The organism is Frankia sp. CcI156 (assembly GCF_001983015.1).
Classification (GTDB): Bacteria; Actinomycetota; Actinomycetes; order Frankiales; family Frankiaceae; genus Frankia; species Frankia casuarinae.
In genome coordinates, this window is the sequence record NZ_MOMD01000013.1 from 74,996 (window position 1) to 88,904 (window position 13,909).

The following is a 13,909-nucleotide window of genomic DNA, read 5'->3' on the forward strand; positions in this document are numbered from 1 at the left end:
GCAGCCCCGTGTTGATGTTGGTTTAGGTGGCGAGAGCGTGTGTGGGGCTGGCCGCGCGCCTGGCTGGCATCCAGGGCGTACCGGCGAGGGCGAGGCGGATGGCGTCGACGGCGGTCAGGCCGTGGTCGCGGGCGGAGACGAGGTAGGAGCGCACGCGTAGGTAGGCGGCCATGGTGGGGGTGTGCCAGTAGCCCGAGACGGCCTGGTGGCGTTTCGGGAGGCGTATGGCCTGCTCGCTGGGGTTGTTCGTCCATGGGATCTTGAAGTCGGTGGTGAAGAGCCAGACCTGGTCTGCCTTCGCGGCGAGCCGGCGGGCCAGGACCAGGCCGGGATGGTTCTTCTSGTCGGCCCAGGGGCGGGACATGTTCGTCAGCTCGCCGATCCGGACGTCGGCGTCGTAGCGGGCCCGCAGCGCGTCGATCGCGGCCTGGCCGAGGCGGCTGTTCCCGGCGGCGCGGGCGGCGACGACCAGGCCGTTGGCCTCGCGGAGCAGGTCGATGAGCCGGCCCRCCCACTTCTGGACCTTCGGCGCGAGGATCAGCACCGCACGCAACGCCCTGATGAGATGGGCACAGCACAACTGCACGCCGGCGAGCGTGGGGTCGTACTGGTGCCAGCCGGCGTAGTCGTCGCGGGTCAGGTAGCCGTGCCAGCCGGTGAGGACGCCGGTGGCGTCGATCGCCCCGGACGAGCGGGAGCTGATCGCCGCATACCAGACCAGCCCGGGCGCCGGGGTGCGCACCACCAGCAGGTGCGGGGTGCCCGACAGGGCGGTGCCGGTGACCTCGTCACGATCCTTGCGCAGCACGTTGACGGGCGACTCGTCCCCGCAGAGCACCGGTTCGGCCCGCAGCGCCGCCTTCATCGCCTCGTCGAACCCGGCAGCCTGAAGATCCTGCGCGAGCCGCTCGTTCGCGCGGGCGACGAACCCGGACGAGACCGGCACCCCCAGCAGCGCGTGGATGACCATCGCGGCCCGCTCGACCGGCACGTTGCCCTCGGAGGCGAGCAGCACCGCCGCCGCGTTCAGCCGCGGCCCGTAGGACACGCCGCCCGCCGCCGCGTGCCGCACCCCCGGAACCACGGCGGTGGTGACCTTCCGGCAGCAGGCGCAGCGCCGCCGCGGCAGCGCCCACTCGACCTTCTCCAGCACCGGTTCGAGCAGGTCCCAGGCCTGCGCCCACCCGTCCGCCAGCACCCCCGCGCCGGACAGATCCGCCGCGCAGGACGAGCATTCCGACGGCGGGTCCGCCGATAACGACCGGTCCGGCGTCTCCTCCCGGGCCAGCCCCGCCCCCGGATGACCCGGCTGCCCACCCGGCTTCTTCTCCTTCGACCGGACCCGCTCCGAGGACGCCCGCCGCTCGGCCTYCCGCTTCTCCCTCGCCCCGACCGGATCCTTCGACGGCGGCACAGAGGAGTTCGTGCTGTCCCGCGACAGCCGCCGGCGCAGCTCGGCGAACTCGAGCTCAAGCTCCTCGACCCGCCGCACGGCCCGGTCCCGCTCGGCGCGCACCGCGCCAAGCTCCACCTCATGCCGCGCGGCCGAGTCCTCCACGACCCGACGCAGCCGCTCGTTGACCGACACCAACCGCTCGTTCGCCGCCACCGACGCGGCCTGCCCGACGGCGAGTTCCTCGATCCGCGCCTCGGCAGCCGCGAGACGCGACTCCCACGACGACGCGGACAGCTCAGCCACAACCCTGATCATCCACGCCCAGCCACCAGGATCAAGCAACGGCCACAGCACGTCCCCGCAACACAAACCCCAAGGTCAGCGGGCTACCCCGGCACACCCGTGAATGGACACTCTCTGGCGTCAAGGTACGGCGGTGTTGTTTTACCACTCGGCCGTCCCTGGCCCCCAGGGTGCTCCTCGCTGGTAGCCCTCAGCGGGTTTCTCTTTGGTGTCATACCAGGACAAGGGAAGTTGCGTGCCGAAATGGAGAGCAGCTGTGAGGAGGGCATCAATGTGTGTATTAGATACCATGAAGGCGCTCATGGCGGAGTTCCTTGTTTACTGTCCCTCTTAGCCGAGCACCGGCCGCGACCCCTTTGACTTGTAAGGGGARGGGTAGGCTGACGAAAGGCATTGACCGACATCCGGATGCCCGGTAAGCTAAGAGTGAGTTTTTCCGTTAGTGCTTATTGCGGCTCCCGTTCCAGCGGGCAGCCGCTTTTTCATTTGCGCCGCTTCAGGGCGGCCGGATGCTCGGCAAGCGGCGGTGCCGGGGCCGCTTGCGACCACTCAGGACGCAATGCGTGACCTCGATGGCCAGGYAGACGACGACGAACATGCGCCAGGCTGCGCGGGCCAGCTCCACCGCCCAGGCTCGCGCGGAGTTGTCGAGGGCGGCAGGCTGGTGCAAAGTGCCTGTACTTCTGTTGAACGACCGTCCCAGCAGCACCAGGACGGTCAACTATGGCCGTCCTGGAGGTAGCGGACACCTCCTCCGCCCAGCACGGCGAGTGCTACGTGTACCCGCCGCCATACATACGGCCGGAGTAGCTGGGCCGCCTCCTCCGGGGAGCAGAAGCGGACGGCCGCCAGCTCCGGGTCCACGGAGCGCAGCCCCTGCGCTTGCTGCTGGGTGAGGGCGCCGCCGTCGAAGACGAAGGCCAGCAGGTCATCCCACGGCCCATGCGGTGAAACCCAGTCCACGCACAGCAGGTCACCCACCTGCGGATCAAGACCGAGTTCTTCCTTCAGCTCGCGCCGCAGGGCGTCCCGCGGCGGCTCGTTGGCTTCAGCCATCCCGCCCGGTAGATCCCAATCCGGCTTGTATGTCGGATCAACCAGCAGGAGGCGGCCGGCTTCGTCGCGGATCAGAGCATCAGCCGATACCCGCTTGCGGGCCTGGCGGGCGTTGCCTTCGGCCAGGTGGGCGAACTCGGCGGCATCGCGGCCGGCGTAGCTGGCCTCCCACTCCTGTTCGATGTTCATGAAGCCTCAGCCGGCCGGGGTCGTGGCAACGTCGTGGTCATCCGCCCAAGAAAATTGGCTACGGGCCCAACAGCTCCGTGAGGTTCAAGCCGGTGGCCAAGGGCCCGAAGCTGGCCGACGACGCGATCGGATGCCAGATGCGGCGTCACGTCGAGCACCTGGCCGCCGGCTTCACACGCCCCCTCAAGGTCGCCGGCCCCAAGACGCACCGTGGCCAAGGTCAGGTTCCCGAAGGCCCGGCTACGAACCCGGTCGGGGCCTCGAAGCTCCAGCACGCGGGCAACCTGGCGCTCGGCTCCGGCAAGGTCACGAAGATCCCGCAAGCAAATGGCGGCCTCAGCGGCCAGCGCTGCTTCGTCGAATGGGCTCAGCCACTCGTGGCCACCGGTGGCGGCACGTGACAGTTCCAGTACGGAGGCCCGGAGGGCGGTCAAGCAGTCGGCCGGTGCTCCGGCCAAGGCGCTGCCCCTGGCCTTCATGGCATGAAGCCGGGTACGCAATGCGCCGCAGCCCGGATCATCCGGCACCAGGGCAAGGCCAGCCTCGGCCAGCCGGACGGCGTCGCGGGGACGGTCATCCTCCAAGGCTAGGTGACTCTGGCTCACGAGGGCTTGGGCACTCAGGGCTTGGTCGCCGGCGGCGGTGGCAAGGCCGAAGGCCTGCACGAAGTGCTGCCCCGCGAGGTCGCCCCGCTCGTCGTCGTAGGCCAGCCGGCCATGTCCGTCAGCGACGAGGCCGCCGAAAATACCGCCGACGGCGGGTGCTGGTGGCCCACCAGCTGCGGAGCAACTTCGGTCTGGATGAACCGCACTACCACTGGGTACAGCCGCCCGCCCCCGAGCTGGCGGTCGGCAGCCCGGAAGGCCAGGGCGGCGGCGCGGATCGTCTCCAGGGCTCCACCCTCGACGGTGGCAGCGATGGAGCCGTAACCCGGTCCACCCATCCAGGCCGGCGTGGAAGACGCCGCCAGGGGTACCCGCGGTTGCCCGGGAAGGTCGAACCAAAGCAGGGCAGGCGGCAGCCGAAGTGTCCTGGCCCAGTGCGTCAGGCGGTCCAAGTCCCGGATGGGCGGGCCACTCTCGATCCGGCTCACCTGGGCCTGGGTCAAATTGAGCCACCCACCAAGCCGCTCCTGGCTGATGGGCCGGCGGTGGTACGGGCTTTGGCGGTAGGCCACGGAGATCAGGCCGATGTGCTGGGCCGCGAAGGCGTCGCGGAGTTGATCGGTCTGCCAGAAGTGATCCGGAAGCGCCGGCGGGCCTTCGGCTTCCCGGCGGACTCGCCCCAGGCATCCGGTGCAGCGGGGGCCGGCGTTGTCGGCGGCCAGCCGGGTGCCGCACTCGCAGTAAGGCGCGGCCAGCTCCGGCATGTGATCGCTCCCGTGGGATGCCGCCTGGGTATCAACGTGATCGAGAGTGTAGCGGCCAAAAGTCCACCGGACGGGAGCCGGCGGTCAYCACCCGCCGTTCCTTCGATGTGGGATCATGACCGGGTGACCGCACCGGCCCTCATCCTTTGGGACGTCGACCACACCCTGCTAGAGATCAAGGGCGTCAGCCGGGACATCTACGCCCGCGCCTACCAGCTGGTAACGGGCAGCCCCATGGAACAGCTGGCCGACATGACCGGCCGCACGGAGCGGGCGATCATTATCGAGACGCTCCAACTCGGCGGGATCACCGAGCCGGAGCCGCTGCTACCGGCCTTCTACGACGCCCTGGGCGAGGCGGCCCGGCAGCTCCAGGACCGGATGCGGGGCGCCGGCCGCAGCCTGCCCGGTGCTGGGGAGGCCATCGCGGCTCTCGTTGCCGATGGTGTTGTGCAATCTGTCGTGACGGGCAACCTGCACTCCATCGCCGAAGTCAAGCTGGCCGCCTTCGGGCTCACGGAGCATCTAGACCTGGCCGTGGGCGGCTACGGCGACGACGACAGCGACCGGGCCGTGTTGGTCCGGCTGGCGGTTAAGCGGGCCGAGGCCGCCCACCAGGTGAGCTTCCCCCGGCCCAGGGTGGTGGTGATCGGGGATACGCCGCACGATGTCAAGGGCGCCCACGATGCTGGTGTGCGGGCGGTGGGCGTTGCCACCGGCGGCAGCACCGTGGCGGACCTCGAGGCCGCTGGGGCCGAAGCCGTTTTGCCGGACCTCACCCGGCCCCGCGCCCTCCAAGCGGCCGTCTTCGGCCTCGTGGGCTAACTGCCGGGGCCAGCGGTCGCCAGGCGGAACCGCTCGCCGAAGTCCCGCGCCGCGGGCACGGTGCCGAAGGGCTCAAGCCCGTCCGCAAATTCTTTCAGGCGCAGAGCTACCCGCGTCGAGCCGATGGCTTCGCTCAGGGAGAGGGCATCGGCCGCCGTCTGGCAGGCCTGCTCAACGTCGCCCGCCTTCAAGTGGCACTTCGCCAGCCGGGACAGGTAATGCACCTGGTCCCGGATGCGGTGGGGTGTGCGCTGGGTAAGCAGGCCAATGGCCTGCGTCAGCGCCGAGGCGGCCTCGCCGGTTTGGCCCAGTTCCAGCAGGCAGGCGCCTTCCTGGGCGGCTACCTCTACCTCGTCGACGTAGGACACCCACATGGGCTCGTCCCGGTGGCCGGCGGCCTCGAAGTCGGTACGGGCGGCGTCCAAGGTGCGGCGGCAGCCGTCCTGGTCGCCAACGCCGGCCTGGGCCCGAGCCAGGCGGGTACCCAACATCGTCTTGGTCAGCGGCGTAAGCCCGGCCGTCCCGGAGGCGAGCGCGGTTTGCGCTAGCGACAGCGCCGGCCCCCGCCGCCCCCGGTAGGTCTCCTGAAGGCTCATATAACCCAGGGCGCTGGCGGCCAGGCCCGGTTCGTCGCTCTCATGGGCCACGTAGATGGTGGTGGTGAAGTAGCGGCGGGCCTGGGCGTGGTGGTCAGCGTCCAGCGCCAGCCACCCCGTCATCTGGGCGAGCTGGCCGAAAGCGAGCAAACCATCACCGGGGTCCTGCTCCACCGTCACGGCCATCCGGGCCACGTACCGGGATAGGGGCAGATACAGGCTGTCGCCGCCCAACTCGTCGTCAAGCTGCAAGAACAATTGCAGCAGCAGTTCGGCGCTCTGGCCCGTAGTCATGCCCTCGAAGGCGGAAATGCCGATGGTGGGGCTACGGGTCTCGCCGGCGGCCAACGGGAGGCGCCCAGCCGTCAGGCTGCCCAGCAGCGCCGGCAGGTCCGGCCCCGCGGGTACCGGCGGCGTCGGGGCCGCCGCTACAGGTGCGGGGCGCTGCTCGGGGAGCTGGAACCACAGCAGATGAGCGGGGATGCGCAAGGTGCGCGCCCACATCATCAGCCGGTCCAGGTCCTTGATCGGCGGGCCGGACTCGATGCGGGATAGCTGCACCTGGGAGAGGTCGGCCCAGCCGCCAACCAGTTCCTGCGCCAGCACCCGGCCGTGCCAGGGGTTGCGGCGGTAGGCGGCGATCACCCGGCCCATGTGCCAGCTGGCCAGGGCGTCGCGTAGTTCATCGGTCTGCCAGAAGTGATCAGGCACCACCGGGGCCTGAAGGCGCAGCTGCTCCTGTTTGCGCTGGCAGGGGGCACAGGACCCGGCCGCGTTGTCGCGGGCGAGACGGCTCCCGCAGGAGCGGCAGTACCGGCCTGATGCCCTGTCCATGCCCCCGGCCGCTTCCACTCGTGGTCATCCAAGTGCGCTCGGCAGCAGTGTAAAGGGGCATTGGTCACGCCAGGTGGGGAACTGGAGGCGGCACGTATAGCCGTCATACATGGCCCGGCATGGCCGCATCCGTCCCGCCCGCTCACGCTGAGGACCAAGGCGCCCGGGGCCGGGTAGAGGACCCTGCTCCCCGGCCTCGGGCGCCCGTCCACATCAGTGGATCTTCCTGCCAGGATTGGAGGCACCGGTGGATGCAAACACCGGAAGGCAAGACTCCGTACTGGGGCCGCTGGGCAGTGCGGCGCTGCGGCTCATCGCCGAAGGGCTCGGGGCGGCGTTGGGACGGCTGGAAGCCGCTGGCGTCGTCCTCGCTTGCGACGCGGGCGACCTGCCCACCACCGCTGTACAGCAGGCAGCCTTGGAAGAGCGAACCGAAGCCGTCACCGCGGAACTGCGCCGGTTGCACGGCGAGGCGCGGCGGATGCTGGCCCGCCAGCGCCGCACCCCTGCCGCTAGCCTGTCCCGCCGGGCCTTCCTCATCTGGCCGGGGTTCCTTCCGAGCAGCCAGGCCACCACCCGCTTCACCGCCTCATGAACGGCCGCCCGCCGTCCTCGGCGGAGTGCCAGTCGGCGCGGACGGTGTACGGCTACATCAGCTCCGAGCACGCCGACGAAGCCGAAATCGACCGGCTCCACGACCAGCTCACCGCCCACGCGCAGGCCGAAGGCTTGGCCCTGGCAGAAATTTTTGTCGACCGTTCCATTCCCCCGGGGCGCATCGTGCGTCCCGGCCTCACGGTCCTCCTCGAAGCCGTCATGAGGTCGGAAGCCGCCGGGGTCCTGGTGGCAAGTCTCGATCACCTCTCTCCCTTGCCCGCCGTCCGGCAGGCCATCGAAGTGGAGATCGAGGTGTTGGGCGCGCGGGTGCTCACCGTAACGCCCGCCGTCCCTTCGCCGAGGTCGACATGAACCTTCCGGCCAGCACTGCACCCCAGCCAGCCGCTCACCTGCGCGCGAGCGTCCACCAGTTCACCACCACCACCACGGCCCCGGCCTTGGCGCGGCAAGCGGCGGCCGAGCTGCTGGAGGACTGGGGGCTTACAGATCTTCTCGACACCACGGCCCTGTTGATTTCAGAACTCATTACTAATGCCGTCCGGGCCACCCAAAGTTCCGGCGGCGGCTCAAGGCCCATCGTATCCATGCGCATCAGTTGGGCCGCCGGGAGCCTCATACTTGAAGTCTGGGATCGCAACCCGAAGCCGCCCGAACTTCAGGTTCAGTATCTTCACGGTGAGAGTGGCCGGGGCCTTCACATTGTCGAAGCCCTGAGYACGGCGGCAGCCTACTACCCATCACCCACCGGAGTTGGCAAAGTGACCTGGTGCCAGATTGAGGCACCGGCACCGCCCGAATCCCAGGAGTCGCACCCGCTTCTCCCGCACCGTCGGGCTACGGTTGCACGTGCCGATCCTGGGTTGGTTTTCGATGACATGGCAGTTCTAAAACGGGTGCTCGCTGGCCTGCAAGCCCTGGACAGTCGCCTACCCCGGAGTGACGCCATGAGATAATAGCGCCAATATCTTCGCCCAATACCGTCGTACTTCCGGAGTTTCCTCATGCCGTTTGCCGCAGACCGCTGGATGACCGAGTACCCCGCCTGGCTTCCCGCAGCAGATGGGGTACGCCGCGTATTTGCGTTGCCTGGCGGCCCGGTCTTGGCGGAGGTTCACGGCGGCAAATTGACGCTCGCGGCACTGGGCGATGAGGCGGCGGAGCCGCTGGCGGATGTCTTCGGCTTGCCGGAGGGAGCAGCTAGCGAAGTGCCGGAGCTCGCCAAGGAGCTGGCTGGCCTCGGGCTGGTGGGACGTTTCCGCAACCCCTCGCTGTGGGAGGCCCTAGCGACCGCGATCTTGCGTCAAGTCATCCGGGCGGGGCAATCCAAGAAGCTCTACCGGGCACTATGTGCGGCCCACGGCGAGCAAGTGGCGCTGCCGGACGGTGGCGCGTTCGGCCTGTTTCCGAGCCCCGAAAAAATCCTAGAGCTAGACGACGAGCAGTACGGAGAACTAGGGCTAGCTTTCAAGCGGCCAGCGCTGCGGGCCGCCGCTACGGCCTACCTGGCCCACGGCGAAAACTGGAACCGCCTACCCCTGGCTGCCCTGGTCGACGAATTGCAAAGCGTCCAGCGGATTGGCCCTTGGACGGCCGGCGCTGCTGTTGCTGACTACACCAATACCTGGGACCTCTACCCCTACGCCGATCTGGCCGTACGCACGTGGGCGGGGCGAGCTGCCCCAGCGCACCATTGGTTCAACAATGAGCGTGCCTTCGGTGCCCAGTGGCGGCATCTGGCGGGGGAACACCTATCAACCTTGACCATACTGACCCTCGCTTGGGGTTCATACCGTGGAGACATTGGATGACGGCCCCGTCCTGGGCGCCGACCTGAACCAGCCGCTCGACGCCGTTTTTATTAACGCCCCGCTGCGTGACTACGGCGTCCGCCCACGGGTAAACGACTTCACGTTGCCCGTGTTGGGCATGGCCTACATCGCAACCTACGCGGCGGCCCAAGGCTTCAACGTCGGCGTGCTCGACGCCGAGGCTTTGGGGCTCGGCGTCAAAGAGACCTATCAACTGGTGAACCGCCTCGGACCGCGCTGGGCCGGTTTCAACCTCCTGGCCCCCACCTACGAGGTGAGCGCCGAAATCGCCGCCGGCTTGGACCGGGACATCATGGTCATGATCGGCGGGCACCAGGCCAAGGCCATGCCTGCYGCCATCATCACCGACCCCCGTTTCGGGGCGCTGGAGGCCCTGGTGCTGGGCGAGGGCGAGACCCGCGTGGCTGAGCTGTTGCAGGACAAACGCTCCCGCGCCGACCTGCCCGGCGTGATGTGGCTCGATCCCATCCTTCGCCAGCCTGTCACCGGCGGCCGTCCGGGCGCGGGCCACCACCTGAGCCCGGATGTGGACCGCCTGCCCTTCGTCGACCGCCGGTTTCTGGTGGGCGACCCGTACCAGGCGCCAGACGGCCGCGTCGAGGCCAACATGGTCGGTGCCCGCGGGTGTCCTTACGATTGCTCCTTCTGCGGCGCTGCTGTTAGCGCCAACCCAGACATCACCATCCGCACCCGCACCCCGGCCGGCATCATCGCGGAGATGGAGGTGCTGCACGCCACAGGCGGCGTGACCGCCTTCCGCTTCGTCGATGATCTTTTTCTCGGTTACGAGCGGTTCATCCGCCAGTGCATGGAGGCCTTCACCGCCGCTCGCCTCGGGGACCGCTTCGTCTGGGACGCCACCGGCCGCATCAACATCCTGCATCGGGTCGACAACGCCCTGTTGGATGTGCTGGCCGCCAACGGCCTGCGCGAAGTTGCCCTGGGCGTCAAGTCCGGCAGTGAACGGCTCTTGAAGTACATGGGTAAGCGGATCACCCCGGACATGACCCGCTCCGTGGTCCGCCGCCTCAACGAGCGCGGCATCTCGGTGAAGGGATACTTCATCTTGGGCTTCCCCACCGAGACGCGGGAGGAGCTGGCGGCCACCGTCCGCCACGTCAGGGAGTTGTGGGAGGTGGCCGACGGCCAGCCGGGGAACTTCCGGGCCTCCGTCTTCGAGTTCCGCCCGTATCCGGGGACGCCGGAGTGGGACCGCATCGTGGCTACCGGCCGCTACCAGCCCGCGCAACTGCTGGCCTACACCGCCGTTGACCTCACCGAAGGCGGGCTCGACGAGGCCATGCGCGGTCGGGATGAGTTCAACTTCTCCGTGAACATCCAATTCGGGGAGGCCACCGTGGATGAGGTGCGTGCGGCCCTGGTGGAGCTGTCCCGCGAGCAGCCGGGCATGCTCCGTCCTCAGCTCCGCGAGCTCGACTCGCAGACGGCCGTTCTCCACCAACACATCCGCCAGCGCCTCACCACCAGCAACGCCGCAAACACCCGACTCGACAACCGCCACGCACCGCAGCAAACTATCCCGACCAGCGAACCGTCACCCACGGAGACCATCAGGCCACACCCAGTCCCCCCAGCCACCGCCAACGTCGATCAACTCAACGGGACTTCCGACTACGTACGTCCGACTGGCACCACATGGCYGGGCCCTGGGATCGGCCACTCGACGCCATCGCGGTGGGCTCCCATGGACGAGCCCACCAGGAACTGTTCGTCCTCGTCGAGGGCGAGGTCTGGCACCGCTGGTGGATGCCCGAACCGCAATGGTCCGACTGGCACAAGCTAACCCGCCTGGGCATGACAGCGACGGACATCGCGGTGTCCTCCCTCACCGAAGGTCACCTGGAGGTATACGCGCTCGACGCCACCGGCCGGATGCGACACCGGTGGTACTGGCCCGAGCCCGGCTGGTCGGACTGGACGGACATGACCACTCCACGCGACGACACCACGCCCCCACACATGCCGCTACCGGAGCAGAGCAGCGCCTGACCGTCGCTTCCGACACGACCACCCGCCCCGTGCGGACCGGGTGGCTCACCGCCATCGCCGCCGGCTCCCACTCCGACCGCCACCAAGAGCTCGTTGGTATAGACCGAGACGGCACGGTTTGGCATTCATGGAACTGGCTGTGCGACGACGGCCTGCCGAACTGGCAGGCCTGGTCCACCTGGGACCCCTGGCACGCAATGCCTCCCGTCCGCTGACGCGTCCAGACAGCACTCGCCTTCGGCCGGTCCCTCCAGGTCTCTTCATCAGGCTGGCCGCTGCCGTGGCGCCGAACTCCCGACAGGCTCCGCGGGCAGCCGCGTCCACCTCGACGATGATCGAAAAAGGTTCGTGGGGTGCTTCCACTTCAGTCCGGTGGCGATCGTTGCGACGGCGCGAGTCCCGCCGGTCGTATAACTACTGCCGTGGACCTACCGCGCTACCGTGGACAGCGCGTACGGCCGGCCTACCGCCACGTCGAGGCACGGGTAGTAGATCTGGCCGCAAAAACATGAGGAAAGTCGCGTGCGCCGTGCGGTCACGTTCAGTGCCATACCGGCACGCCCGGGTCAATCGTCCATCAGGCTGGCCGCAGCTGTGGCGCCGAGCTCCCAACAGGCCTCGCGTACAGCGGCATCTACCTCGCCGATGGTCGACAGCGGCTCCCGAAGGCGCTTCCACTTCAGCCCGGTCGCGATGGTCTCGACCCCACGGATCRCACCGGTCGTGTCGCTGTTGCCGTGGACATACAAGGCGTACGGCCGGCCGATGGTCGCCTCAAGCACGGGAAAGTAGGTCTGGTCGCAGCACCCTCGCTAAGGTAGGGGTCGCGGCGATCATGGATGAGTGCTCCTCCGCCCCGCTTCTCCTGCTCCAGGAGGCTTGCCGCCCTCATCACGCCCAACTACCAGCAAGCCCCACGCGCAGGCATTCCATTCCAGCGGATGGGTAGGGCGAATCATTTCGCAACCCACAACGACACAGTCCCGCTTGCAGCGGCCAGGGTTYGGCCGTTCGGTGCGAACGCGATTGATCGCAMAGGGCCGGTTGGGCCCGCGTAACCAGTAAGCAGCGGCCCGAGCCGCCGGCTGGCGGCTGGATTGGCCACGTCCCACCGCCACACCATTCCATCGGCGCGACCACTAGCCAAGATCAGGCCATTTGGAGAAATTGCTACCGCAAAGGTGGCGATTCGAGATATGGTGGCAGTTCCGGATATGGCTGCGTAGCGAGCAAGCCCCCTCGCTTTAGGTACAGCAGTTTGAGCTTCAGCAAGACAGGTGTCTGTGGACGCGATCTCTTCGGCTGCGTCGACAATCCGGTAAGCTCCGCCCGTTACATCCCACAGATACACCCCAAACCGGCCCGCCTCTCTATAGAGGTTCGATGCGGCGGCCAGCGTTCGGCCGTCTGGAGCGAACGCGACTCCCGACAGGCCGCCGGTTTTCCGTGACCTGGCAACCAGTCGGGGGTTGGCGGGGGCGGACACGTCCCACAGCCATAGGCCGCCGGTCGACAACGGCTCAGGCTCCTTGGGATCGGCGCAGGCGCCGGCGGCCAGGGTTCGTCCGTTCGGCGCGAAGGCCACCGACTCCACGATGCCAGTGGGGCCGGTGAGCGGCGGGCCGATCTGGCTCCAAGTGGCAACATCCCACAGGAGTATCGTTCTGCCATCGCTGGYGGCCAAAACCGTGCCGTCTGGACTGAACGCGATCGACCGCACGGCGTCGGTGGGGCCGGTCAGCGGTGGACCGACTGGCTGGGGAACGGCCAGGCTGGCCACATCCCACCGGAAAATCCTTCCATCGGCGCCACCGGCGGCCAACGTTGTGCCGTTTGGGGCGAATACCACTGACRTCATCCCACCRACAGCGCCGGTCAGCGGCGAACGGAACTGTTCGGCGGCGGCCGGATCGGCCACATCCCACCGCCATACCCCGCCGCTGGGACCAGAGAAGGCGGCGGCCAAGACGGGCTTGTCGGGGGCAAATGTCACCGCGGCTGCCGGGCCGGTAGGGCCGATGAGGCGGACCGGATGACCGCGCTCTAGTATTCGCCGATTCGCGTCGTAGAAGGGACCCGACGTTGCCCGCCGTGCCGGCCTCAGATACTCGGCACGACTCACGAGGCCGGCGGTCGACCAACGAGTGGCTTCGGTCGCCGGGGCCGGCTCCGACGCTGGCTGTCGTGTTTCTGGTGCTGACGAATCTCGGTCTGGCGCCGATTGCACCGGCGGGGTTCGGGAACCTGCGCGCTTCGGAGGGCCGGCGTTCACCCGAGCGGCKGAGCGACCGCCGGAGAAGGGCACTCGGCCGGTGGGTTTTGCCCGGCCGGTCTGTGCCGCGTTCAGCCCGTCGAGTAGCCGGGCGCGGGCGGCGGCGACGTCGGCGGCGGACAGGTCGTGGAGGTCGATCCAGGCGCGAGTGCCGGCCAGGCCGAGATCGAGACCGCCAGGGTCGGTGATCAAGATGGGGACGACCCGCCGCCGCTGGCCCGATATGTCGGCCGCCCACACTGCCTGCCATTCCGCGGTGCCCCCGGCGGAGGTCAGGTAGTCGGCGGACAGCACGGGGATCAGTACCTTGGCGGTGGTGACCCCACGCTGGATGAGTTCCGGCCAGTTCGTGCCCGGCACGAAATCCCACGCCTGAATCAGGACCCGGGCGCCAGTACTCTCCAACTCGTAGGCGATCCACTCCGCCGCCGCCCGATCCGCCTGGGCGTACGAGACGAAGTAGTCCCAGCCCGTGGTCCCCCCGCCGGTCACGGGTCGATTATCCGCTGTCGCCCCTTATCCTCCCAGTACCGGCCGTGCCGGTACTCCCAGTGGTCGTCCACCTCGTACGCGCTGTGCGTCCGCGAGCGCGAGGGCAGCCTCTCGTACCCC

At 68.5% G+C, this 13,909-nt stretch carries 15 protein-coding genes; 8 read left to right on the forward strand and 7 right to left on the reverse strand.

Annotation, left to right across the window (positions count from 1 at the left end):
- Nucleotides 1-22: 22 nt before the first annotated feature.
- The 3 genes from CcI156_RS05930 to CcI156_RS05940 form a co-directional block, all read right to left on the reverse strand.
- Nucleotides 23-1,711, reverse strand: coding sequence for an IS66 family transposase (locus CcI156_RS05930; protein WP_083718328.1), 1,689 nt, complete (start codon nucleotides 1,709-1,711; stop codon nucleotides 23-25).
- A gap of 484 nt (nucleotides 1,712-2,195) precedes the next feature.
- A complete protein-coding gene (locus CcI156_RS05935; RefSeq protein ID WP_139341420.1) occupies nucleotides 2,196-2,420 on the reverse strand; it encodes a hypothetical protein in 225 nt (74 codons plus the stop codon).
- Nucleotides 2,417-2,944 carry an NUDIX hydrolase gene (locus CcI156_RS05940; protein WP_011437272.1) on the reverse strand — a complete coding sequence of 176 codons (528 nt, stop codon included), beginning with the start codon at nucleotides 2,942-2,944 and terminating at the stop codon, nucleotides 2,417-2,419. Before CcI156_RS05940 ends, CcI156_RS05935 begins: the two co-directional genes overlap by 4 nt.
- Nucleotides 2,945-3,036: 92 nt before the next feature.
- On the opposite strand from CcI156_RS05940, the gene CcI156_RS05945 reads away from it, so the two are divergent.
- Nucleotides 3,037-3,345, forward strand: coding sequence for a hypothetical protein (locus tag CcI156_RS05945; RefSeq protein ID WP_023841126.1), 309 nt, complete (start codon nucleotides 3,037-3,039; stop codon nucleotides 3,343-3,345).
- A 218-nt stretch (nucleotides 3,346-3,563) separates the two neighbouring features.
- Here the strand turns inward: CcI156_RS05945 and CcI156_RS05950 are convergent, their stop codons facing one another.
- Nucleotides 3,564-4,313 (reverse strand): helix-turn-helix transcriptional regulator, encoded by a 750-nt coding sequence (locus tag CcI156_RS05950; protein WP_023841127.1) that lies wholly within the window; start codon nucleotides 4,311-4,313, stop codon nucleotides 3,564-3,566.
- A 105-nt stretch (nucleotides 4,314-4,418) separates the two neighbouring features.
- Here CcI156_RS05950 and CcI156_RS05955 point away from each other — a divergent pair, with 105 nt between their 5' ends.
- Entirely contained in the window at nucleotides 4,419-5,138 is a 720-nt protein-coding gene (locus CcI156_RS05955) for an HAD family hydrolase (protein ID WP_011437275.1), read from the forward strand.
- Here the strand turns inward: CcI156_RS05955 and CcI156_RS05960 are convergent.
- Nucleotides 5,135-6,568 carry a hypothetical protein gene (locus CcI156_RS05960; RefSeq protein WP_011437276.1) on the reverse strand — a complete coding sequence of 478 codons (1,434 nt, stop codon included), beginning with the start codon at nucleotides 6,566-6,568 and terminating at the stop codon, nucleotides 5,135-5,137. The two genes, CcI156_RS05955 and CcI156_RS05960, sit on opposite strands and share 4 nt — an antisense overlap.
- Before the next feature lie 247 nt (nucleotides 6,569-6,815).
- Between CcI156_RS05960 and CcI156_RS05965 the strand changes: the two genes are divergently transcribed.
- From CcI156_RS05965 to CcI156_RS05990, 6 genes are all read left to right on the forward strand, one after another.
- Nucleotides 6,816-7,163, forward strand: a complete 348-nt coding sequence (locus CcI156_RS05965; RefSeq protein WP_011437277.1) for a hypothetical protein — start codon at nucleotides 6,816-6,818, stop codon at nucleotides 7,161-7,163.
- 44 nt (nucleotides 7,164-7,207) lie between these two features.
- On the forward strand, nucleotides 7,208-7,537 hold the full coding sequence (locus CcI156_RS05970) for a recombinase family protein (protein WP_035733191.1): 330 nt from the start codon (nucleotides 7,208-7,210) through the stop codon (nucleotides 7,535-7,537).
- Nucleotides 7,534-8,139, forward strand: coding sequence for an ATP-binding protein (locus CcI156_RS05975; protein WP_023841129.1), 606 nt, complete (start codon nucleotides 7,534-7,536; stop codon nucleotides 8,137-8,139). Before CcI156_RS05970 ends, CcI156_RS05975 begins: the two co-directional genes overlap by 4 nt.
- A 72-nt stretch (nucleotides 8,140-8,211) precedes the next feature.
- Complete coding sequence (locus tag CcI156_RS05980; protein WP_035733189.1) at nucleotides 8,212-8,994, forward strand: hypothetical protein; 783 nt, start codon at nucleotides 8,212-8,214, stop codon at nucleotides 8,992-8,994.
- The gene (locus CcI156_RS05985) at nucleotides 8,978-10,819 is read left to right on the forward strand and encodes a B12-binding domain-containing radical SAM protein (protein WP_076804674.1); all 1,842 of its coding nucleotides are present in this window, start codon (nucleotides 8,978-8,980) and stop codon (nucleotides 10,817-10,819) included. The genes CcI156_RS05980 and CcI156_RS05985 overlap by 17 nt, the downstream gene beginning before the upstream one ends.
- An 11-nt stretch (nucleotides 10,820-10,830) precedes the next feature.
- Nucleotides 10,831-11,025, forward strand: coding sequence for a hypothetical protein (locus tag CcI156_RS05990; RefSeq protein WP_035912180.1), 195 nt, complete (start codon nucleotides 10,831-10,833; stop codon nucleotides 11,023-11,025).
- A 566-nt stretch (nucleotides 11,026-11,591) separates the two neighbouring features.
- Here the strand turns inward: CcI156_RS05990 and CcI156_RS05995 are convergent.
- Nucleotides 11,592-11,807 (reverse strand): flavodoxin, encoded by a 216-nt coding sequence (locus CcI156_RS05995; protein ID WP_076804676.1) that lies wholly within the window; start codon nucleotides 11,805-11,807, stop codon nucleotides 11,592-11,594.
- 173 nt (nucleotides 11,808-11,980) lie between these two features.
- Nucleotides 11,981-13,789, reverse strand: coding sequence for a toll/interleukin-1 receptor domain-containing protein (locus CcI156_RS06000; RefSeq protein ID WP_076804678.1), 1,809 nt, complete (start codon nucleotides 13,787-13,789; stop codon nucleotides 11,981-11,983).
- Nucleotides 13,790-13,909: the final 120 nt, after the last annotated feature.

What these genes read in the sequence shown, in the direction of transcription:
- CcI156_RS05940 (WP_011437272.1), bottom strand. Translation starts at nt 2,944, where the DNA reads ATGAACATCGAACAGGAGTGGGAGGCCAGCTACGCCGGCCGCGATGCC.
- CcI156_RS05955 (WP_011437275.1), top strand. Translation starts at nt 4,419, where the DNA reads ATGTGGGATCATGACCGGGTGACCGCACCGGCCCTCATCCTTTGGGAC.
- CcI156_RS05950 (WP_023841127.1), bottom strand. Translation starts at nt 4,313, where the DNA reads ATGCCGGAGCTGGCCGCGCCTTACTGCGAGTGCGGCACCCGGCTGGCC.
- CcI156_RS05990 (WP_035912180.1), top strand. Translation starts at nt 10,831, where the DNA reads ATGACAGCGACGGACATCGCGGTGTCCTCCCTCACCGAAGGTCACCTG.
- CcI156_RS05960 (WP_011437276.1), bottom strand. Translation starts at nt 6,568, where the DNA reads ATGGACAGGGCATCAGGCCGGTACTGCCGCTCCTGCGGGAGCCGTCTC.
- CcI156_RS05980 (WP_035733189.1), top strand. Translation starts at nt 8,212, where the DNA reads ATGACCGAGTACCCCGCCTGGCTTCCCGCAGCAGATGGGGTACGCCGC.